This window comes from Erythrobacter sp. (assembly GCF_040217515.1).
Taxonomy (GTDB): Bacteria; Pseudomonadota; Alphaproteobacteria; order Sphingomonadales; family Sphingomonadaceae; genus Erythrobacter.
Genome location: NZ_JAVJPT010000003.1, coordinates 252807 through 274559 on the forward strand (window position 1 = coordinate 252807; position 21753 = coordinate 274559).

Genomic DNA, 21753 nt, shown 5'->3' on the forward strand with positions numbered 1-21753 from the left:
GCCCGGGCGGCCTAGCAAGACGAGTGATCTGAGAATGAGCCTCCGCAACATTTCCGCCTGGTCGATCCGCAATCCGGTGATCCCGCTGGTGCTGTTCACGGCCCTGCTCGTCGCCGGGATCGTCAGCTTCATGCGGATGGACGTCACCAACAATCCCGACGTCGATTTTCCCGCGGTCCAGGTGACGATCGTCCAGCCGGGCGCTTCTCCGGTCGAGATCGAAAATCAGATTACCCAGCGCGTCGAAGCTGCGGTGCGCTCGATCAACGGGGTCAATTCGATCCAGTCGAGCGCAAGCGAAGGGTCCTCGGGAACCTTCGTCGAGTTCGAGATCGGCACCGACCTGATCGAAGCGGTTAGCGAGGTGACGACCGCGATCGATTCGATCCGCGGCCAGTTGCCCGACGGCATCCTCGAACCGCGTGTCCAGAAGGTGCAGGTGGTGGGCGAGCCGATCGGCTATTTTGCGGTCGAGGCCGACGACATGACGATCGCGGAGTTGAGCTGGTTCATCGACGACACGGTTTCGAAGCGGCTTCTGGACATCGAGGGCATGGCCGAAGTCGAACGGCTCGGCGGTGTCGATCGCGAGATCGAGGTCATTCTCGACCCCGCGCGCATGCAGGCGCTCGGCGTGACCGCGTCGCAGATCAACAATGTCCTGCGCCAGACCAATCTCGATGCGGCGGGCGGGCTGACCGAGCTGGGCGGCACGCGGCAGTCGCTGCGCGTGCTCGGCAATGCGGATACCGCCTATGACCTGTCGCAGCGCCAGATCCAGCTGGGCGGAGGGCGCACTGTGCGCCTGGCCGATGTGGCGCGGGTGCGCGACGGTTACTCCGAACGCACGGCGCTTAGCGAAGTGGACGGCAAGGAAGTGGTCAACTTCCTGATGAACCGCGCCCGCGGTTCTTCCGACCTTGCCGTCTACGACGAGGCGATCAAGGAAATGGAGGCAATGGAGGCGGAATTCGAGGGGATCGAATTCCTTTCGCTTGGTACAAGCACCAAGTATACGCGCGATCAGTACACCTCCTCGATGTGGGCCCTGATCGAGGGCGCGCTGCTCGCGGTCGTGATCGTGTTTCTGTTCCTGCGCGACTGGCGGGCGACTTTCATTTCCGCGGTGGCGATCCCCCTCTCGGCGATACCGACCTTCTTCTTCATGGATCTGCTCGGGTTCAACCTCAACTTCCTGTCCCTGCTCGCGCTTGCGCTGGTAGCGGGCGTGCTGGTGGACGACGCGATCGTCGAGATCGAGAACATCGTACGGCACATGCGCATGGGCAAATCGGCCTACCAGGCCTCGATCGATGCCGCAGACGAGATCGGCCTGCCCGTGGTGGCGACCAGTTTCTGCATCGTCGCCGTATTCCTACCCGTCGGCCTGATGCCGGGCGTTTCGGGTCAGTTCTTCCAGAATTTCGGCCTGACGGTGGTGGTCGCGGTGCTCATGTCGCTTGCGGTCGCGCGGATGGTGACGCCGCTGATGGCGGCTTATTTCCTCAAGGCCAAGGGCCACGGCGCGCACGGCGAAGGCGTGTGGATGGACCGCTACATGGCGGTGCTGGGCTGGACGCTGGATACCGGGAAGATGACCGCGCGCCGCGCAGGGGTCGAAGCGCCGCGCGCGCGCTGGCTGTACGTGATCGCGCTGCTGCTCACGGTCTTGCTGCTGCTCTGCGTCACCGGCTTCGCGATCTTCACGGTGTACGACCTGCTCGCCGGGCTGGGCGTGCCGGACAAGGCCGCAAGCGCGGTGTCGAGCGATCCCTACGGCAGGCTCTACAAGACCGTTGCCAAGGTTTTCGAGGTGGTGACGGTACTTGTCACCTCGGGCCTCGCCTTCCTCGCTGGCTGGGGTGTGTTCAGGTTGGTCGAACTCGCCGGCAATGCGGGCGGGCGGTTCGGCGACGGGATGCGCTACCTCACGGCCCGTTTCTACGACCATCGCGTCTGGATGCTGGGCGTGGGCTGGTTCTCGCTGCTGGTGACGATCCTGCTGTTCGGCCAGATCCCGGGCCAGTTCCAGCCGACCATCGACGACGAGAATTCGCAGGTCCAGATCGAAACCGTGCCCGGCACGACGCTCGAGGAGACCAAGCGTATCGTCAACACGGTCGCCGACCGGATCGGCGAGGAACCCGAGGTCGAGCGGCAATTGCAGGTCATCCGGCAGGGCGCGAATTCGTCGATCTTCATCACCCTCAAGGACGATCGCGAGAGGAGCTCGATCGAGTTCGAGCGCGAACTCGCCCCCGTTCTTGCCCGGATCCCCGATGCCCGGGTGCGCTTCCAGTCGCAGAGCGCGGGCTTCGGCTCCGGCCGAGACATCACCGTGATGCTGGCCGGCTCCAACCGCAAACTGCTGGAGGAAACGGCGCTTTCCCTCGTCGAGGAGATGAAGGGGCTCGACACGCTGGTCGCGCCGCGCATTTCGGCCGATCTCGACCGGCCCGAGATCATCATCACCCCGCGTGAGAAGATCGCGGCGGAACTCGGCGTGACGACGGCTGCCCTGTCGCAGACGATCCGCATCGCGACGCTCGGAGAGATCGAACAGAACGCGGCGCGGTTCTCGCTCGAGGATCGCCAGATCCCGATCACGGTGCGTCTCGGCGAGGAATCGCGCGGCGATCTCACCACATTGCGCAATCTTCCGGTCCAGACGGCTGCAGGCGGATCGGTTCCTCTCGACCGGGTGGCGACAATCGAATTCGGCTCGGGCCCGACGGCAATCCAGCGTTACAACCAGAGCCGCCGTGTGCTGATCGGGGCGGATCTCGCCAGCGGCGTCGTAAAGGGCGAGGCCATGGCCCAGATCGATGCGCTGCCGACCCTGCAGGACCTGCCGACCGGGATCATCCGCAGCGCGGTGGGCGAGGACGAATGGCAGGCCGAGCTGCAAGTGAATCTCGCCATCGCCATCACTGCGGGCGTGTTGCTGGTCTTCGCGGTGCTTGTCCTGCTTTACAAGCGTCTGATGAGTCCGCTGGTCAACATGACCTCCCTCGCGCTCGCTCCGCTGGGCGGCGTGCTCTTGATCTGGCTGGTCGGCGAACCGCAATCCATGCCGGTCTATATCGGGATTCTCCTGCTGCTCGGCATCGTGTCGAAAAACTCGATCCTGCTGATCGACTTCGCGATCGAGGAAATGGATCGTGGCACCTCCAAGCTCGAGGCGATCATGGAAGCCGGGCACAAGCGCGCCCAGCCGATCGTGATGACGACCGTGGCGATGACGGCGGGCATGGTCCCGGTCGCGCTTTCGCTATCGGGCGACGGAGCGTGGCGCCAGCCGATGGGCATCGTCGTGATCGGCGGCCTGATCCTGTCGACCCTGCTCACCCTGTTGATCGTGCCGGCGGGCTTCAGCCTCGCCGACGGCTTCGAGAGGCGGGTCGGCCCCTGGCTGCGTGAGCGTCTGCTGACCTATCGTCCGGGCGATGACGGCCGTCCGATTCCGCCCGAGAGCGGAGGCCAGGGCGGCGTTGGGCAGCCGGTGGGACCTAGGCCAGATGCACCCGTGCCCGGCGGCGCGGCTACCCCGGCCCACAAGCTCCCGCCGGGGAGTGAACCGGCAGAGTGAGTGGGCGGGACGTGACGCAGGCCCGGTCCTGCCGCTATCAGGCCGATCATGGCCAGCATTAGTCCCGGCTCTTCTCCTTATGGCGGCGCCCCGCTGACACCGGATCGCGCGCGGCGGATGCGCTGGACGGCGACGGGCATGCTCGCGGCGATGGCGGCGATCTTCTTCACCACCCATGGCCTGCTCGGCGCGCATCCGGCATGGGGCTATGTCAACGCCTTCGCCGAGGCGGCGATGGTGGGCGGGCTGGCCGACTGGTTCGCAGTCACCGCGCTGTTCCGCCACCCGCTCGGCCTGCCGATCCCGCACACCGCGATCATCCCTCAGAACAAGGACCGCATCGCCGACACGATGGCGTCCTTCCTGCGCGAGAACTTCCTCACACCCGCAGTCGTCGCCCGGCGCATGTCGAGCATGAATGTCGCGCGCGCGATCGGCGATTTCCTTGTGGCCAGCCCGGAACGCGGCGGCGAAGACGCACGCTCGCGGATCACGGCAGGCGCGGCCGAGCTGATCGCGGAAGTGCTCGAATCGCTCGATCCCGACCGGCTCGGCAACCAGGTGAGGAGCGGGCTGGGCGCGCAGCTCGCCAAGATCGAGATCTCCCCGCTTGCGGGGCGCATGATCGAGAGCATGATGGCCGACAAGCGCCACCAGCCGCTGATCGACGGGTTGATCCGATGGGCAGGCCTGACGCTGGAAGACAACGAGGAAACGATCCGCGCGATCATCCACGAACGCACCTATCGCATCGTCCGCTGGATCGGGCTCGAGGACAAGGTGTCCGGACCGGTGCTAGACGGGCTCTACAAGCTGCTCGCCGAAGTGCTGGTCGATCCCGACCACCCGCTGCGCCACAAGGTCGAGGAAGGGCTGGAAAAGCTCGCGCAGGATCTCCAGCACGATCCCGAAACGCGCGAGCGGGTGGAGGAGATGAAACGCGAACTGCTCGAAAACCCGGCGGTCGCGGAATGGTGGATGGGCGTGTGGGAGCGCCTGCGCCGTTCGTTGATCCGCCGCGCGCGCGATGCGGAAAGCGGAATGGGGGCGGAAATGCGCAGCACGCTTGCCGATCTCGGCGAAGCGCTGAAGCAGGACGAGCGGCTGCAGGTCCAGATCAACCGCTTCGCCCGGCGCACGATGGTAGGCGTTGCGACGCGCTACGGGTCGCAAATCGTGACGCTGGTGTCCGACACCGTGAAGCGCTGGGACGCGACCACGATCACCGGCCGGGTCGAAGGCGCGGTCGGGCGCGACCTCCAGTTCATCCGCATCAACGGCACGCTGGTCGGCGGGCTGGTGGGGATGACGCTGCATTTCATTACGGGGCTGCTCTAGGCTCGGCGCTGCTTGATTAATCCTGGATCGCGTAGATGATCCGGGTCCGCCAAAAGGAGGCTCGAGGCTCCCCATCACCGTTCCTGAGCGGGTCGAAGCGGGCATGTTTGAGCAGTTGCAGGCAGGCCGTTTCGTTGAAGCCGGCCGGTCCGCTGTAATCGGTCACCTCGCAAAAGCTCGCGCGCCCCTGGCGGTTTATCGTCAGCCGGACCGAAACCGTGCCTTCTTCCTCATCGCGCAGAAGGTGGGACGGATAGTTCATGATAATCTTCCGCGCCCAACGCTGCTGTTCGCGCGGGGTGGCCGGCGATCCGTCCGCCGGCCCCTTGCTCAGGCGAGCGGTCAATCTTTCGGTGCAGCCGAGAAGTTGCGCCATCGCCGAATCGAAACCGGCTAGGTCGAGCGTCACACTCGCCCGGATCGCGCCAGCGAGTTCGATCGCTTCGAGCGCGAGGAGAGGTTCATGAGTGATCGTGTCGGTTGCCTTTTCTTCGACCGATTCCGACTCGTTTGGTTCCGCCGTCTCGTCCGTCATCGGCGCGGCGGCGCCAGCGACCAATGTCTCGCCACCACCGGGCAGCGCCTCCATCGGCCGTACGCCGAACAGGGCGAGGACCGGACGACCGGCGCTCGAGGTGACCTTTACATAGCTGCGCTCCGCCGGTTCGTCAGGGGCGAATGCGAACCGGACGGTCGGGCCGGAGGGATCGCGCAGCGGCCGGCCGATGAAGGTGAGATTGATGCTCGGCCCCGGCCCGCCCTTGTCGATCCACAGCGTCACCGCGTCCTCGCCTGTGCCGAAATCGCGCGCGATCCGGCACTTGTCGTCATATTCGCGTAGTTCCCAGTCCGATGCGGGCGCGAGGTCGAGTCTGGCCGCTGCAGCGGTTGAAAGGAGCGCGGAGCCGATGGCTGCGGCAAAAGCGATTTTCGTGATCCTCATTGTCGGTCCCTGTTCAATTGACCGCGTAGGTGATGGACGTCGCGTAGAAGGAGCGCATCGCCGCGCCTTCGGTGTCGCGCGCGGGCTCGAAGCGGGCCCGTTGCATTTCCCGGCAGGCCGTCGGCGTGAAATGGGGCGCGGCGGTGGACTGCTCGAGATGGCAATCCTCGACCCTGCCATCGGTCCCGACGATCACCCGCATCCGGAAGATTGCCGAATCCCCTCGCCGGAGCGCCTCGTCGGGATAGGTCCTGAGTATGCGCCGCACCACGAATTCCTGATTCGTCCATTCGGGGGGGACGTAGGCGCGATGCTTCTCGGCATCGAGGCCCCAGTGCGTGAGCAGGTCGGTCGTGCACACGTTCATCGCCTGCAGCGGTTCGGCGAGATTGCCCGTCTCGAAGCTCACGACCTTGTCGCCCCGTGCGATCACGATCCGCTCCGATTTCGCGGCTGCATCGAGATCGATCGTGGCCGCGACCGGCCTCGCGGCACTCCCGGCCTCGTCGGTGTCTCCCGCTTCATCGGCGATGTCGAGGCTGGTGAAGATCAGGGCGCTGCCGAAGCCCTCGACCATGCCGTGACCGTGCCCGTCGCTCTCGCGCATGGGCTCCCCATCTCGCAGTCCCAGCGCCAGGCGCGGCGCGTTGTAGAATTTGTCGATTTCCGGCCCGGCGAGGGTCAATCCGAACTGATGACTCGGCGCGGCCTGCTCGACCAGCAGCAGGTGGCGGTTCTCCTCGGTTCCGAAAAGGCCGGTAAGACGGCAGCGATTGTCCCCGAAATCGATGTTCCACGGGCCGAGAGGTGCGAGCTTCACCGCGTTCGAAGGCGCACCGACATCGTCCGGCAGGTTTGCGATGTCGGGTTCCTGCGCCATCAGGGAAGCAGACGCGAACAGGGCGCACATCGCGGCAAGGTGAAATCTGGCGCTCATGAAAAACCTCCGCCGCGCACATTAGCGCGGCGGAGGTCCTTCACAACCTTGGGTTTTTCTGCAGGGGCTTAGAGCTCGCTCGTAAGCTCCGGCACCGCATTGTAGAGGTCCGCGACCAGCCCGATGTCGGCGACCTGGAAGATCGGCGCGTCCTCGTCCTTGTTGATCGCGATGATGACCTTCGAATCCTTCATCCCGGCAAGGTGCTGGATCGCACCGGAAATGCCGATCGCGATATACACTTCGGGCGCAACGATCTTGCCGGTCTGGCCGACCTGGTAATCGTTCGGGACATAGCCCGCATCGACCGCCGCGCGGCTTGCGCCGATCGCCGCGCCGAGCTTGTCGGCGAGCGGGGTGATGACTTGCTCGAAAGTCTCGCTGTCCTTGAGCGCGCGGCCGCCCGAGACGATGACCTTGGCGCTGGTGAGTTCGGGTCGGTCGCTCTTGGCGATCTCGCGGTCGATGAAGCTCGAAATGCCCGCGTCGCCGGGGCCGGAGACATCCTCGATCGATGCCGAGCCGCCTTCGGTGGCGGCCTTCTCGAACGACGTGCCGCGCACGGTGATCACCATCTTCGAATCGGTCGATTCGACGGTCGCGATCGCGTTGCCGGCATAGATCGGCCGGGTGAAGGTCTTGTCGCCCTCGACCGAGAGGATGTCGGAAATCTGCATCACGTCGAGATGCGCGGCGACGCGCGGGGCGATATTCTTGCCAGACGTGGTCGCCGGGGCGAGGAACGCATCGTAGCCTTCCATCACCGAAGCTGCGAGCGGGGCGACGTTTTCGGCAAGGCCGTGTTCGTAGGCGGCATCTTCCGCCTTGAGGACCTTGGAAACGCCCGCGATCTTGGCTGCGGCTTCGGCGACGCTGCCGCAATCCTTGCCCGCGACGAGCGCGTGGACATCGCCCAGCTTCGACGCGGCGGTGACGACTGCGAGAGTCGCATCGTTGACGGTGGCATTGTCGTGTTCGACCAGAACCAGAGTGTTCATCTGTCTCTTCCTTTCTAGCGCTATCGGGCCACGCTTACGCGATGCCGAGCGCCTTGATCTTTTCGACCAGCGCGTTGACGTCCTCGACCTTCTCGCCAGCCTGCCGCACGGGCGGTTCAGCGACGTTGGTGGTGGTCAGGCGCGGCGCGATGTCGACGCCGAAATCGGCCGGGGCCTTGGTGTCGAGCGGCTTCTTCTTCGCCTTCATGATGTTGGGCAGCGAAGCATAGCGCGGTTCATTCAGGCGCAGGTCGGTGGTGACGATCGCGGGCATGGCCAGCTTGACCGTTTCGAGCCCGCCATCGATCTCGCGCTTGACGGTGACGTGATCGCCATCGACTTCGACCGTGTTGGCGAAGGTGCCCTGCGGTCGGCCCATGAGGGCGGCGAGCATCTGGCCGGTCTGGTTCGAATCGTCGCTGATCGACTGCTTGCCGAGCATGATGATGCCGGGCCCTTCCTCCTCGGCGATCGCCTTGAGGATCTTGGCGACGGCGAGCGGTTCGACCTCTTCATCGGTTTCCACCAGGATAGCACGGTCGGCGCCCATGGCGAGCGCAGTGCGCAGCGTTTCCTGCGCCTTGCCCGGGCCGATCGACACGGCGACGACTTCTTCGGCCTTGCCCGCTTCCTTCAACCGGATCGCTTCCTCGACGGCGATTTCGTCGAAGGGGTTCATGCTCATCTTGACGTTGGCGAGGTCGACGCCCGAGCCATCGGGCTTGACCCGCGGCTTCACGTTGTAATCGATCACCCGTTTGACGGGGACGAGGATCTTCATGTGCGCTTCCTTTCCCTTTGGCCAAGCCCGCGGGGATGGAGCCCCTTGCGGTGCACGACGAAACTTTCGAGCCGCGCCCTAGCTGGCCTTTACGTAAACGTCAACCGAGGCGACTGGTTCCGGATCGCGGGCGAACCGGTGCCTTCGGGCCATGTCCTTGCGCTCGCCCATGGCGAGGTCAAGTGCCGATTTTGCGTGGGAAGCCGCGTTTCGCTCCGCTATGATAGCCGCGCGTTGCAAAGGTGAGGCAGGGGTAGGGTGACGATGATGAAACCGGCTTGGCTGACGGTGTTGGCTCCCCTGCTCATGGCGGGAACGACCTGTGCCGAAGAGCCTCTTGAGACCAGGCTCGCGTTGGAAGGCGAGCCGCCGCCCGCAGCGACGCTCGCGCAGGTGGACTGGCTGGTCGGCCAATGGAAGGGCACCGGGATCGGCGGCGCGCCCGCGCAGGAGAACTGGCTTCCGCCGGCAGGGGGGACGATGGTCGGGACCTTCGTCCAGCAGGGCGAGAACGGCGAGGTCCGCTTCACCGAGCACGTCTACCTGATGGAAGAGGGCGGCTCGCTGGTGTTGCGCCTGAAGCATTTCAACGCCGATCTTACGGGGTGGGAGGAAAAGGACGACATGGTCACCTTCCGCCTCGCCGCTATCGAGCCATGCGCCGCCTTCTTCCACGGCCTGACCCTGCGTTGCGCCGACCCCGCGAAGCCGGGCGAGGGCCTTGTCGCAGCGGTGCGAATGAAATCGGGTGAGGAACTGGTCTTCCGCTACGACCCGATCGATCGGCAGCTCGCAGACTAGACCGGGCCTGGTCGCGCCAGCGCCCCAAGGGCGAGCGCCCGCGGCGAAGGTGCCCGCCGCGCGAGCGGCGGAACAGCACCGAGGAGGCCCGCCCGAGGGGGCGGGCCCAAACTATTACGCCGCCTGCTTGACCTCGGCGACGATCTTGCGCGCCGCATCGCCCAGATCGTCGGCGCTGACGATGGCGAGGCCCGAATTGTCGAGTATTTCCTTGCCTGCCTCGACATTCGTGCCTTCGAGCCGGACCACCAGCGGGACCTGCAGGTTCACGTCCTTCGCCGCCTGGACGATGCCGTTGGCGATGACGTCGCACTTCATGATCCCGCCGAAGATGTTTACGAGGATCCCCTCGACCGCCGGGTCCTTGAGGATGATCTTGAACGCCGCGGTGACCTTTTCGGTGGTCGCGCCGCCGCCCACGTCGAGGAAGTTAGCCGGGAAAGCGCCGTTCAGCTTGATGATGTCCATCGTCGCCATGGCGAGCCCTGCGCCGTTGACCATGCAGCCGATGTTCCCGTCGAGCTTGATATAGGCGAGGTCGTATTCGCTCGCTTCGACCTCGCTCGGGTCCTCTTCCGTCTCGTCGCGCATCTCGGCGATGTCCTTGTGGCGGAAGAGCGCATTCGAATCGAAGCTCATCTTGGCGTCGAGCACGGTCAGCTTGCCGTCATCGGTTTCGACCAGCGGGTTGATTTCGAGCATCGCGGAATCGGTCGCCATGAAAGCTTGGTAAAGCTGCTTGGCGAGCTTCTGCGCCTGCTTGTTGAGATCGCCCTCGAGCTTGAGGCCGAAAGCGAGCGCGCGCGCGTGATGCGGCATGAAGCCCTGCGCGGGGTCGATCGTGATCGTGGTGATCTTCTCCGGCGTCTCGTGCGCGACGGTTTCGATATCCACGCCGCCTTCGGTCGAGGCGACCATCGCGACGCGCCCGGTCGCGCGGTCGACCAGCAGGGAGAAATAGTATTCCTTGGCGATATCCACCCCGTCGGTCACGTAAAGCCGGCCCACCTGCTTGCCTTCCGCGCCGGTCTGCACGGTGACGAGCGTGTTGCCGAGCATTTCCCTGGCGTGGGCTTCGACCTCCTCGAGGCTCTTGGCGAGCCGCACGCCGCCCTTCGCGTCCTCGGGCAGTTCCTTGAACTTGCCCTTGCCGCGCCCGCCGGCGTGGATCTGCGCCTTCACGACATAGAGCGGCCCGGGCAGCTTCTCCGCCGCCGCGACCGCTTCCTCGACGCTCAGCGCCGCGTGCCCGTCCGGCACGGCGATCCCGTGTGCCTTGAGGAGTTCCTTGGCCTGGTATTCGTGGACGTTCATCAGCTTTCGATCCCTTGTTCGTATCGCCGGGGAGGTTGCGCGCGGCCTAAGCATGGATCGGGGCGCTTGAAAAGTGTCTCTCGCGCGGCCAAGCCTGATCCGTGACATGTCCCCCGCAAAAGACCCTGAAAAGTGATAGACAAGGCCCGTTTTACTCAGATCGTCCGTGAGGCGGGCCGGATCGCCCATGCCCGCTGGCCGGGCGCGGGCCATGCGCTCGAAAGCTGGGACAAGACACCGGGCAATCCGGTGAGCGAGGCCGATCTCGAAGTCGATCGCTTCCTCAGGCGCGAACTCACCCGCCTGCTGCCCGCGGCGGCCTGGCTGTCGGAGGAAACGGCCGACGACAAGCGCCGCACCCGCAGCGGTCTCATCTGGGAGGTCGACCCGATCGACGGCACCCGCGATTTCGTGCGCGGGCGCAGCGGCTGGGCGATCTCGGTCGCGCTGGTCAGTTCGGGGCGTCCGCTCATCGGCATGCTGGTCGCGCCCGCTCGGGGCGAGGAATGGTGTGCCCTGGCGGGACAGGGGGCGACCCTTAATGACGCGCCGCTTAAGGCCAGCACCCTTGAGAATTTCGAGGGCGCACGTGTTCCAGCCGACCATCTGGAGGCGGAGGATTCGATGCTGGTCGCGGTCGAAAAGCCCAATTCGATCGCCTTGAGGATCGCGATGGTTGCCGATGATCGGGCGGACCTTGTCGCGACGCTTCGCTGGGGCTTCGAATGGGACATCGCCGCCGCGACCCTCATCGCGCGCGAGGCCGGGGCGAGGGTCAGCGATGCCTTCGGCAGGCCGCTCGACTACAACAAGCACGACCCGCGCGATTTCGGCGTGCTGGTATGCGCGCCCGGTATTCACGAAGCGGCCGTCCGGCATTTGGCGAGGCGGGCCGATCAGCTCAAATGAAAGGCGGGCGCGCGCAGGTCCGCCTGCGCCGCCCGCCAGTTTCGCGATTGGCTTGCGCTCAGTTGCTGCGCGCCGCGTTCACGTCATCCTGAGAGATCGGGATGATCTTGATCTCGACCCGGCGATTGAGCGGTTCGGCCACTCCGTCCGCGGTCTTGACCCGCAGATAGTCGTATTGCTCGCCATAGCCCTGGGTCGCGATCCGGCTGCGCGCTACGCCGCGGGCGGCAAGATAGTCGGCGACGGCCTGCGCCCGCTGTTCGGACAGGCGCTGGTTCAAGGCGTCCGATCCGGTGGTGTCGGTGAAGCCGTACACGTCGATTAGGCTGTTGGGATAGTCGATCAGGTTCTGCGCCACGGCATTGAGCGTATCGTAGAAGCCGGGATTGACCTGTGCCGAGCCGGAGGCGAAGGTCACGCCGTCCGGCATGCGAAGCAGGATGGCTTCCTGGTCGCCGATTTCCTCGACCTCGACACCCGTGCCTTCGGTGACCTCGTCGAGCTCCTTGATCTGGTCGTCATATTGCTTGCCGATCACGGCGCCCGCCGACCCGCCGATGCCTGCGCCGATGATGCGCGCGGCGTCACCGCCGATCACGCTGCCAAGCAGGTAACCGAGTGTGCCGCCGACACCCGCGCCGATCGCCGTGCGCGAGGCCTTCTGTTCACCGGTATTGGGATCGGTGACACAGCCGCTCGTGGTGACGAGGGCCAGCGCTGCCGTGCCCGACAAAAGGATGCGTGATATTCTCATTTTTGTCCTCCACTCTCTAACATTGCAGGGCCGTTACGGCCCTACCTGCCGTTCCCTTACAAGCGGGGGAACCGCCCCTTGTTCCGCTCGCCTTCCCCTTTTACGCGTGCGTCGATCGCGCAGGTCCGACAGCGAAGATCGTGCGCACGCGCGCAGTCTAGTCCCGCGATCCGTCGGATGACAGCGCTTTCGACGGCTGCATGCTCTATTGTGCACTGGCATGGCCGGGCAATTGTGCTAGCGCTTGGCGCGTGACCCCCTTTCCCTGGCCAGAACTTCTCATCATCGCCGGGCTGATCGTGCTCAACGGCGTCTTCGCCATGTCCGAACTCGCCATAGTTTCGGCGCGGACTTCAAGGCTCGAGGCCCGGCGCGACGAGGGATCGAAAAGCGCCGGGGTGGCGATGCGACTTGCTGCCGAGCCGGGCAAGTTCCTGTCCACGGTCCAGGTCGGCATCACCCTTATCGGTATCGTCAACGGGGCCTTTTCGGGAGCCAATCTGGGCATGCCGGTGGCCGAGCGGCTGGCCTTTCTCGGCGTCCCTTCGGATATCGCCGAAGAGCTCGGTTTCACCCTCGTGATCGCGCTGACGACCTATTTTACCATCGTGGTGGGCGAACTCGTGCCCAAGCAGCTCGCCCTGCGCGCAGCGGTGCCGATCTCGCTGGTCATGGCGCGCCCGATGGACTGGCTCGCCCGGGTCGCCGCACCGCTCGTGTGGGTGCTCGACAAGTCCTCCGCAGCGATGATCGCCCTGTTCGGGATCAGATCGAAGGGGCAGGCCTCGGTCACTTCCGACGAACTGCGCATGATCCTCGCCGAAGCGACCCGTTCGGGTGTGATCGAGGCCGAGCAGCACCAGATCCTCACGGGCGTGGTGCGCCTTGCCGAGAGGCCGGTGCGCGAGATGATGACCCCGCGCACCGAAGTCGACTGGATCGATGCCGATGCCGACCGTGAACGGATCCGCGCCGCGATTGCCGACAGCCCACATTCGGTCCTGCCGGTGGCGGAGGGTTCTCCCGATGCGATCCTCGGTCTCGTCAAGGTGCGCGAGGTGCTGGCGCGGATGGTTGAAGGCGAAGCGATCTCGATCCGCGCGATGATCCGCAAGGCCGAGGTCGTGCCCGACCAGCTCGACGCGATGGATGCGCTGAGGGTGCTGCAGTCGGCCGACATTGCGCTCGCGCTGGTCCATGACGAGTACGGTCATTTCGAAGGCGTGGTGACGCCGGTCGACCTGCTCACCGCGATTGCGGGCGATTTCGCCAGCGAACGCGACGCGGGTGAGAGCCCGCAAGTGGTCGAACGGGCGGACGGTTCGCTGCTCGTCTCTGGCGCGCTTTCGGCCGATGCGCTCGCCGACCGGCTCGGCCTCGAATATGGCGAGGACCGCGAATTCGGGACCGCGGCGGGCTATGTCCTGTCGGTGCTCAAGAAACTGCCCGTGGAAGGCGAGAGCTTCACCGACCAGGGCTGGCGCTTCGAGGTCGTCGACATGGATAATCGCCGCATCGACAAGGTGCTGGTGAGCCGTGTTCCCGAGCACGAGGACGCCTGAGTCATTCCATCAAGTCTTGCGCGAACCGGCCTGCGGAGCGGGCCGCGAAGGCGGAGTCGAAGCGGAAGGCCGAGACGTGCAAAGCACACCTGCAAGCCCGCCCGCAGCTGCCCCGTAGCGAGGCGAAGGAAGCGGCAACAAGAATCCCGCGCCCGGATGGGCGCGCGAAACTCCAAATCCAGCTTACTAGGGGTTTCAGCCCGGGATAAGCGTCTGCGCGTTCTGGCCGTCGCCTTCGGGCGCGGCGATGATGTCGCGGGTCACGCGGCCCTTGGCGACGGTGTTGGTCTTTTCATCGCCCGCCTGCGAGCGAATGCTCGGCGCTGCGCTCCCGGCGCGGTTGAGCGCGGTGCTTTCGATCTCGCTGCGCGGTGCGGGACCGCCGAACAGGGCTTCGAGGGCCTGCTGGCTCGCCGTGCCTTCGGCCGGGCGCGGGGCGCCGGGTTCGGGCGGGGTGAGGCTGAAATCGGGCGGCACGACAAGCGGGGCCTGCCGCTGCACGGCGAATTCGTCGGGCCGGTCGCGATTGAGCAGCCCGCCGCCGCCGCACGCGGCGAGCATGGCGCTGGCAGAACCGAGCAGGATCGCGGTCTTGAAAATACGCATGGTCATTGCTCCGTCTCGCCTGTTTCATCCAGGCGCGGGTTCTCGTTGTCTTGGTCCTTTTCGCGCACCAGCAGGCTGCGGGCAAGGATTATGACGACGCCGATAGTGATCGCGGCATCGGCGATGTTGAAGATGAGGAAGGGGCGGAACGTGCCGATATGAAAGTCGGCATAATCGATGACATAGCCGAGCTCCCAGCGATCAATGATGTTTCCGATCGCACCGCCAAGGATCAGCGCCAGCGCGGCGATGTCCGCGATCTTCCGCTCGCGCATCATCCAGACCAGCACGACCAGCGCGATGCCCGCCGTCAGCAGCACCAGAAGCCAGCGCATCTCCATATTGGTCGCCTGAAGCATGCCGAGCGAGACGCCCCGGTTTTCTGTATAGGTCAGGTCGAAGAACGGCAGCAGGTCGATATGCCGCACCTGCCTGAGATCGAGCGGCTCGATCATGAGCCATTTCACCGCCTGGTCGATAATCGCGATCACGGCGGCGATCGCGAGCCCGATCAGCCGGTTGCGAGTGAAGACTCCGCTCACGCCGCCGCCTCGTCCATCGCGCTCACCACCGATGCGCAACGCCCGCACAGCGCACCGTCCTCGGGCACGTCGGGCAGCAGGCGCCAGCAGCGGCCGCACTTGTTGTCGCTGGAACGGGTCACGGTCACTTCGTCGCCCTGCCCGCGCGTGACTTGAGCGCTGATGAACAATTCGGCGAGCTGTTCGTCGCTGACGCCTTCCGGCACGGCGGAGGCGGGCACGGTAACGGCTGCCTCGTTCGACGATCGGATCGTCTTTTCGCGGCGCAGTGGCTCGATCGCCTCGGTGACGCGCTCGCGCAAGAGCCTCAAGCTCTCCCACTTGGCGCGGTCGGCGGTGACGGTGGGCACGCTCGGCCATTCGAGCAGGTGGACGCTGCCGCCCTGTTCGCCGTCCTGCGGGTAGCGGGTGAGCCAGACCTCTTCCGCCGTATGCACCAGCACCGGCGCGGCATAGCGCACCAGCGCGTGGAACAAGAGGTCGAGCACGGTGCGATAGGCGTTGCGGGTATCCGAATCCGGCCCGTCGCAATAGAGCGTGTCCTTGCGGATATCGAAGAAGAAGGCCGACAGGTCCTCGTTGCAGAAATCGACCAGCAGGCGGGTATAGGCGTTGAAATCGTATTCTTCCGCCGCCGTGCGCAGCTTTTCGTCGAGTTCGGACAGCAGCGAGAGGACATAGATTTCGAGTTCCGGGATCTCGCCTGCATCGCTCATGTCGCCGACAAACCCGTCGAGCGCGCCAAGCAGGTAGCGGAACGTGTTGCGCAGCCGGCGATACTGGTCGCCCACGCCCTTGAGGATTTCGTCCCCGATCCGGTGGTCGGCGGTGAAATCGACACTCAGCGCCCACAGCCGGATAATGTCCGCGCCGTATTGCTCCATGATCTTGAGCGGATCGACCGTGTTGCCGAGGCTCTTCGACATCTTCATGCCCTTGGCGTCCATGGTGAAGCCGTGGGTGAGGATCTGGTCATAGGGCGCGCGGCCGCGGGTGGCGCAGGACTCGAGCAGGCTCGACTGGAACCAGCCGCGATGCTGGTCACTGCCTTCGAGGTAGAGGTTCGCGGGCCACGAAAGGTCCGCCCACTTGCCGCTTTCGAGGACGAAGGCGTGGGTGCAGCCCGAATCGAACCAGACATCGAGGATGTCCATGACCATCTCGAATTCGTCCGGGTCATGCTCGGGGCCGAGGAATTCGGCCTTGCGGCTTTCGTCCCACGCATCGACGCCGCCTTCGCGGATCGCGGCGATCACGCGGGCGTTGACCTCCCGGTCCTGCAGGTAGGTCCCGTCGGGGCGGACGAAGAGCGTGATCGGCACGCCCCAGGCGCGCTGGCGCGAGAGCACCCAGTCGGGCCGGCCTTCGACCATCGAGCCGATCCGGCGACTGCCACGGGCGGGGGTGAACTTCACGCGCTCGATTTCGGACAGGGCGCGGGATCGTAGCGTATCTCCCCCCTCCTTTTCAAAGGAGGGGTCGGGGGTGGTTGCGGGCTGCGAGCCCGACCGGGCCGGCACCACCCCTTGCCCCTCCTCTGAAGAGGAGGGGTTGGAAAGAGGCTTGTCCATCGGCACGAACCATTGTGCGGTCGCGCGGTAGATCACCTTCGCCTTGGACCGCCAGGAATGGGGGTAGGAGTGCTCGTAGTCCGCGCTCGCTGAAAGCAGCGCGCCCGCTGCGCGCAGGTCCGAGCAGATCGGGCCTTCGGGCGCGTTGAACTTGGGATTGATGACCGCGCGCCTCCGTTCCTTGCCCTCGTCATCGAGATCGCCCGCGCCGAGCCACGGCCAGTCATCGCGATAGCGCCCGTCGCCCATCACCGCGAAGACCGGGTGGATGTCGGCGGCCTTGCACAGCTCGAAATCGTCCTCGCCGTGATCGGGCGCCATGTGGACGAGGCCGGTGCCGCTATCGGTGGTGACGAAATCGCCCGCGAGCATTGGGCGCGGCGTGGCGTAGAACCCGCCGAGATGGTGCATCGGGTGGCGGACCTTGGTTCCGGCGAGGTCGGAGCCTTTGAGATTTCTGCGATCCTTGCCCATCCCAGCGACAAGGCTAGTGCGCCGCTGAAAGTCCTCAAGCAGGGGCTCAGCGACAAGGAACCACGAATTGATGAGGTTGCTATTTGGGCTGATATCTGGGCCGACGTGCGAAGCAGCGACAGCCCTGAAGGCGACATACTCAACCTCCGGCCCATAGGCCAAAGCCTGGTTCACCGGGATCGTCCACGGCGTCGTCGTCCAGATCACCGCGTGCGCGCCGACCAGCTCTTCGATCGGGCTTTCGACGATCTCGAACGCCACGTCGATCTGCGTGCTGGTGATGTCCTCGTATTCGACTTCCGCCTCGGCCAGCGCGGTCTTTTCCACCGGGGACCACATCACCGGCTTCGCGCCGCGATAGAGGTTGCCGCTTTCCACGAACTTCATCAGCTCGGCGACGATGGTGCCTTCGGCCTCGTAATCCATCGTGAGGTAGGGATTGTCCCAGTCGCCCAGCAGGCCGAGCCGCTTCAGCTGCCCGCGCTGCACGTCGACCCAGTGCTGCGCGTAGGCGCGGCATTCGGCGCGGAATTCCGCGCGCGGGACGTCGTCCTTGTTGAGCTTCTTCTTGCGGTACTGTTCCTCGACCTTCCATTCGATCGGCAGGCCGTGGCAGTCCCAGCCGGGAACGAAGGGCGCGTCCTTGCCCATCAGGCTCTGCGAGCGCACCACCATGTCCTTGAGGATGCGCTGCATCGCGTGGCCGATATGCATGTCGCCATTGGCGTAGGGCGGGCCGTCGTGGAGGATGAACTTTTCGCGACCCCGCCGTGCCTCGCGCAGCCTGGCGTAGAGGTCGATCTTGTCCCAGCGCGCCTGAATGCCCGGCTCCTTCTGCGGAAGGCCGGCTTTCATGGGGAAATCGGTCTTCGGGAGGAAAACCGTATCCTTGAGGTCGCGCTTGCTGTCGTCGGTCATTGCGCAAGCGCGCTTAGAAGCCGCCGCGCCTCGGCGCAATCCTTCTCCATCTGGTCCATGAGGCCATCGAGGCTGTCGAATTTCGCCTCGCCGCGCAGGAAGTGGTGGAAGGCGACCTCGATCTCCTGTCCGTAGAGATCGCCCGAAAAGTCGAAGAAGTAGGGCTCGAGCAGTTCCTTGGGCGGTTCGAACTGCGGGCGGATGCCGATATTGGCCGCGCCTTTCAGCACTTCGCCCGTCTGAAGGATTTTCCCCGTTACCGCGTAGATCCCGTATTTCGGGCGCAGATAGGTGTCGATCGCCAAGTTAGCGGTGGGATAGCCGATGGTGCGCCCACGCTTGTCGCCATGCTCGACCACGCCGCGGATCGCGAAGGGCCGGGTGAGGAGGTCGGCGGCCGTCTGCGGATCGCCTTCGCGCAGCGCCTCGCGGATGCGGCTGGAAGAGACCACGCCGTCCTTCTCGACCGCCTCGACCACGCGCGATTCGAGGCCGATCTGCCCGCCCAGCGTGCGCAGCAGCTCGACATTGCCCTTCGCGCCCTTGCCGAAGGTGAAGTCGCCCCCCGTGACCACGCCATGCGCGCCGAGCCGCTCGATCAGTATCCTCTCGATGAAATCTTCGGCGCTCGTCCCGGCAAGGTCCGCATCGAAATGAAACACCAGCATCGCTGTGGCACCTGCGGCGAGGTAGAGTTCCTGGCGCTGTTCGAGCGTTGTCAGGCGAAACGGCGGAACATCGGGCTTGAAGAAACGGACCGGGTGCGGGTCGAAAGTCGCGATGATCGAGGGGCGGCCTTCCGCCTGCGCCCAGCGAATCGCCTCACCCGCGACCGCTTGGTGGCCGCGATGGAATCCGTCGAAATTGCCGAGCGCGATGATGCCGCCGCGCAAGGGTGCGGGAATGGGATCGCGGTGATCGAGCCAGCGCATCAGGATGTGCCCCTTTCGGCGCGCTCATAGGTCAGGAAGGAATAGGCGGGAAGGCCCCCTTCGGCCGGATGCTCGACACGGCGGACCACTTCCCAGCCCGCACCGGGCGCATTCATGAAAGTGTCGCCATCGATTTCCGCGTGGATCTGGGTCAGTTCGATGCGGTCCGCCAGCGGCATGAACACGTCGTAGATCGCCGCCCCGCCGATCACCGCGATCGCTTCGGGATCGTCCTTGTGGGCGAGGGCCAGCGCGTCTTCGACCGACGGCGCCACCTCGGCACCTTCGCTGTCCCACCGCTCGCGCCGGGTGAGGACGATGTGGCGGCGGCCCGGCAGGAGGCCCGGCAGGCTCTCGAAGGTCTTGCGGCCCATGATCATGGGCTTGCCCATGGTGAGCGCCTTGAAGCGTTTGAGATCGGCGGGCAGGTGCCAGGGCAGGCCGCCGTCCCGGCCGATCGCGCCGTTTTCGGCGCGCGCATAGATCAGGACCACCGGAGCGCTCACGGAAGGCGCGCGCCCACCCGCGTGACGTGGCCCATCTTGCGCCCCTCGCGCGCCTCGCGCTTGCCGTAGAGGTGGAGGTGCGGCTCGCCTTCCTCGGCCAGGATTGCGTGCGCACGCGATGCCTGCTTGCCCACGATGTTGCGCATGTCGATGGTGGCGAAGCGCGTCGCGGTCGCGCCCAGCGGCAGGCCGCAGATCGCGCGGACGTGGTTCTCGAACTGGCTCGTGGCCGCGCCCTCGATCGTCCAATGGCCCGAATTGTGGACCCGCGGGGCCATTTCGTTGAAGACCGGCCCGTCCTTCGTGGCGAAAAATTCGAGCGTGAGGACGCCGACATAGGAGAGCGCATCGGCAACCCGGCTCGCCAGCGCGCGGGCCTCCTCAACCTGCGCCTCGATCCGAGCACCCGCAGGAAGCACGGATTGCACCAGCATTCCGCCTTCATGCGTGTTGGCCGCCGAATCCCAGAAACGGACCTCGCCATCGCTGCCCCGCGCGAGGATGACGGAGAATTCCGCTTCGAAATCGACCAGCCCTTCATAGATACAGCGCTGTCCCGGAAAGCGCACTCCCCGGGCCGCATGACCATCATCCACGCGCCACTGGCCCTTGCCGTCATAGCCTTCGCGCGCGGTCTTGAGGATCCCGGGAGTCCCGATCCGTTCGATGGCAGCGGCGAAGTCCTCGTCGCTTTCGACCCGCATATGCGGCGTGGCGAGCCCGCCGAGTTCCTCGACGAAGCGCTTTTCGGCGAGGCGGTCCTGGGCGATCTCGAGTGCGCGCGGCCCGCAGGCGAGCCGTTCGGCCGGGATCGCCTCAACCGCGGTGACCGGCACGTTCTCGAATTCCCAGGTCACCACGTCGCAGCGGGCGGCAAAGGTCGAGAGTGCCTCGCCATCGCCCCAGTGCTTCTCGATGAAATCGGCGCTGGCCTCGGCTGCGACATTGTCGCCTGCGGGGGCGTAGCCGATGCAGCGATAGCCGAGCTGGAGCGCGGAAATGGCGAGCATCCGGCCAAGCTGCCCGCCGCCGAAAATTCCGATGGTCGAACCCGGGGGAAGGGGCGAGCGATCCGTCATCAGTCCTTTGGCACCTCGCCCACGGCGGCGCTGCGGGCGGCGCGCCAGTCCTGCAGGCGCTGCGACAGGTCCTCGTCCGAAAGCGCAAGGATCGCAGCGGCCATCAGCCCGGCATTGGTCGACCCCGCCTCGCCAATGGCAAGCGTGCCGACCGGGACCCCGGCGGGCATCTGGGCGATCGAGAGCAGACTGTCCATGCCGCTGAGCGCCCGCGACTGGACCGGTACGCCGAGCACCGGGAGATGCGTCATCGCCGCGATCATGCCGGGCAGGTGCGCCGCGCCGCCCGCGCCCGCTATGATGACGTCGAAGCCTTCGCCCTCCGCGCCTTTCGCAAAGGCGCTCATCCGGTCGGGCGTGCGATGGGCCGAGACGATCCGCGCCTCGTGCTCGACTTCGAGTTCCTCGAGCACTTCGGCGGCGCATTTCATGGTCGGCCAGTCCGACTGGCTGCCCATCACGATCGCGACCCTGCCGGGTGTGTCGGCGCCCATCAGCTGTCCTTCAGGTAATACCGTTCGCCCGCCGCTCTTGCGCCGTCGAAATCATAGACGATCGGCTGGCCGGTCGGAATTTCGAGCCCGGTGATGTCCTCGTCCGAGATGCCCGAAAGGTGCTTGACCAGCGCGCGCAAGCTGTTGCCATGGGCCGAGATGATGACGGTCTCGCCGCTCGATAGGACTGGCAGGATGTCGTTTTCCCAATAGGGCAGCACGCGCTCGATCGTGAGCTTGAGGCTTTCCGTATAGGGCACGTCGATCCCGGCATAGCGCGGGTCCGCACCCGGATCGAACTCGCTGCCCGGCTCCATTTCGGGCGGCGGAACGTCGAAACTGCGGCGCCAGATGTGGACCTGTTCGTCGCCGTGCTTGTCGCGCGTCTCCTGCTTGTCGAGCCCGGTCAGCCCGCCATAATGGCGTTCATTGAGGCGCCAGTCCTTGATCTCGGGAATCCACAGCCTCCCGGCTTCTTCGAGCGCGAGATGCAGTGTCTTGATCGCGCGGGTCTGCAGCGAGGTGAAGGCGCGGGTCGGCAGCACGCCTTTCTCTTGCATAAGCCGCCCGGCCGCCTTGGCTTCCTCGACGCCCTTCTCGGTGAGGTCGACATCCCACCAGCCGGTGAAGCGGTTCTCGAGGTTCCACTGGCTCTGGCCGTGGCGCACTAGGATCAGCTTGGGCACGGGACGCGAGGCTCCTGTC

The 21753-nt window shown here is 65.5% G+C and carries 19 protein-coding genes; 5 read left to right on the forward strand and 14 right to left on the reverse strand.

What is annotated here, in order from left to right; all coding sequences use genetic code 11:
- Positions 1-34 precede the first annotated feature (34 nt).
- Both RIB52_RS02835 and RIB52_RS02840 read left to right on the forward strand, forming a co-directional pair.
- Positions 35-3589, forward strand: coding sequence for an efflux RND transporter permease subunit (locus tag RIB52_RS02835; protein ID WP_350172695.1), 3555 nt, complete (start codon positions 35-37; stop codon positions 3587-3589).
- 48 nt (positions 3590-3637) lie between these two features.
- Positions 3638-4927 carry a DUF445 domain-containing protein gene (locus tag RIB52_RS02840; RefSeq protein ID WP_502879450.1) on the forward strand — a complete coding sequence of 430 codons (1290 nt, stop codon included), beginning with the start codon at positions 3638-3640 and terminating at the stop codon, positions 4925-4927.
- Between the two features lie 16 nt (positions 4928-4943).
- On the opposite strand, the gene RIB52_RS02845 is transcribed toward RIB52_RS02840, so the two are convergent.
- The 4 genes from RIB52_RS02845 to RIB52_RS02860 all read right to left on the reverse strand — a co-directional run bounded on the left by RIB52_RS02845 (position 4944) and on the right by RIB52_RS02860 (position 8586).
- On the reverse strand, positions 4944-5870 hold the full coding sequence (locus RIB52_RS02845; RefSeq protein ID WP_350172697.1) for an energy transducer TonB: 927 nt from the start codon (positions 5868-5870) through the stop codon (positions 4944-4946).
- Positions 5871-5883: 13 nt separating this feature from the next.
- The gene (locus tag RIB52_RS02850; protein ID WP_350172699.1) at positions 5884-6807 is read right to left on the reverse strand and encodes an energy transducer TonB; all 924 of its coding nucleotides are present in this window, start codon (positions 6805-6807) and stop codon (positions 5884-5886) included.
- Positions 6808-6875: 68 nt separating this feature from the next.
- Positions 6876-7805: an electron transfer flavoprotein subunit alpha/FixB family protein gene (locus RIB52_RS02855; protein WP_350172701.1), complete on the reverse strand. Its 930-nt coding sequence runs from the start codon at positions 7803-7805 to the stop codon at positions 6876-6878.
- Between the two features lie 34 nt (positions 7806-7839).
- Positions 7840-8586, reverse strand: a complete 747-nt coding sequence (locus tag RIB52_RS02860) for an electron transfer flavoprotein subunit beta/FixA family protein (protein ID WP_350172703.1) — start codon at positions 8584-8586, stop codon at positions 7840-7842.
- A gap of 264 nt (positions 8587-8850) precedes the next feature.
- On the opposite strand from RIB52_RS02860, the gene RIB52_RS02865 reads away from it, so the two are divergent.
- Positions 8851-9387: a DUF6265 family protein gene (locus RIB52_RS02865; protein WP_350172705.1), complete on the forward strand. Its 537-nt coding sequence runs from the start codon at positions 8851-8853 to the stop codon at positions 9385-9387.
- A gap of 114 nt (positions 9388-9501) precedes the next feature.
- Here the strand turns inward: RIB52_RS02865 and sucC are convergent, their stop codons facing one another.
- A complete protein-coding gene (gene sucC, locus RIB52_RS02870; RefSeq protein WP_350172707.1) occupies positions 9502-10701 on the reverse strand; it encodes an ADP-forming succinate--CoA ligase subunit beta in 1200 nt (399 codons plus the stop codon).
- Between the two features lie 132 nt (positions 10702-10833).
- Between sucC and RIB52_RS02875 the strand changes: the two genes are divergently transcribed.
- Positions 10834-11610 carry a 3'(2'),5'-bisphosphate nucleotidase CysQ gene (locus RIB52_RS02875; RefSeq protein WP_350172709.1) on the forward strand — a complete coding sequence of 259 codons (777 nt, stop codon included), beginning with the start codon at positions 10834-10836 and terminating at the stop codon, positions 11608-11610.
- Between the two features lie 58 nt (positions 11611-11668).
- On the opposite strand, the gene RIB52_RS02880 is transcribed toward RIB52_RS02875, so the two are convergent.
- A complete protein-coding gene (locus RIB52_RS02880) occupies positions 11669-12364 on the reverse strand; it encodes a YiaD family glycine zipper/OmpA-like lipoprotein (protein WP_350172711.1) in 696 nt (231 codons plus the stop codon).
- 251 nt (positions 12365-12615) lie between these two features.
- On the opposite strand from RIB52_RS02880, the gene RIB52_RS02885 reads away from it, so the two are divergent.
- A complete protein-coding gene (locus RIB52_RS02885; protein ID WP_350172713.1) occupies positions 12616-13926 on the forward strand; it encodes a hemolysin family protein in 1311 nt (436 codons plus the stop codon).
- A gap of 195 nt (positions 13927-14121) precedes the next feature.
- Here RIB52_RS02885 and RIB52_RS02890 read toward each other — a convergent pair whose 3' ends face one another.
- From RIB52_RS02890 to gpmA, 8 genes are read right to left on the reverse strand one after another with little or no spacing between them, the layout of a single operon-like run.
- Positions 14122-14532, reverse strand: coding sequence for a DUF3035 domain-containing protein (locus RIB52_RS02890; protein WP_350173151.1), 411 nt, complete (start codon positions 14530-14532; stop codon positions 14122-14124).
- Between the two features lie 2 nt (positions 14533-14534).
- Complete coding sequence (lspA, locus tag RIB52_RS02895; protein WP_350172715.1) at positions 14535-15074, reverse strand: signal peptidase II; 540 nt, start codon at positions 15072-15074, stop codon at positions 14535-14537.
- A complete protein-coding gene (ileS, locus tag RIB52_RS02900; RefSeq protein WP_350172717.1) occupies positions 15071-18037 on the reverse strand; it encodes an isoleucine--tRNA ligase in 2967 nt (988 codons plus the stop codon). The genes lspA and ileS overlap by 4 nt, the downstream gene beginning before the upstream one ends.
- On the reverse strand, positions 18034-18969 hold the full coding sequence (locus RIB52_RS02905) for a bifunctional riboflavin kinase/FAD synthetase (protein ID WP_350172719.1): 936 nt from the start codon (positions 18967-18969) through the stop codon (positions 18034-18036). The genes ileS and RIB52_RS02905 overlap by 4 nt, the downstream gene beginning before the upstream one ends.
- Entirely contained in the window at positions 18969-19475 is a 507-nt protein-coding gene (locus RIB52_RS02910; protein ID WP_350172721.1) for a dihydrofolate reductase, read from the reverse strand. Before RIB52_RS02910 ends, RIB52_RS02905 begins: the two co-directional genes overlap by 1 nt.
- A complete protein-coding gene (locus tag RIB52_RS02915; protein WP_350172723.1) occupies positions 19472-20554 on the reverse strand; it encodes a 5-(carboxyamino)imidazole ribonucleotide synthase in 1083 nt (360 codons plus the stop codon). Before RIB52_RS02915 ends, RIB52_RS02910 begins: the two co-directional genes overlap by 4 nt.
- Positions 20554-21048: a 5-(carboxyamino)imidazole ribonucleotide mutase gene (purE, locus tag RIB52_RS02920; RefSeq protein WP_350172726.1), complete on the reverse strand. Its 495-nt coding sequence runs from the start codon at positions 21046-21048 to the stop codon at positions 20554-20556. The genes RIB52_RS02915 and purE overlap by 1 nt, the downstream gene beginning before the upstream one ends.
- Entirely contained in the window at positions 21048-21734 is a 687-nt protein-coding gene (gene gpmA, locus RIB52_RS02925; protein ID WP_350172728.1) for a 2,3-diphosphoglycerate-dependent phosphoglycerate mutase, read from the reverse strand. The genes purE and gpmA overlap by 1 nt, the downstream gene beginning before the upstream one ends.
- Positions 21735-21753: the final 19 nt, after the last annotated feature.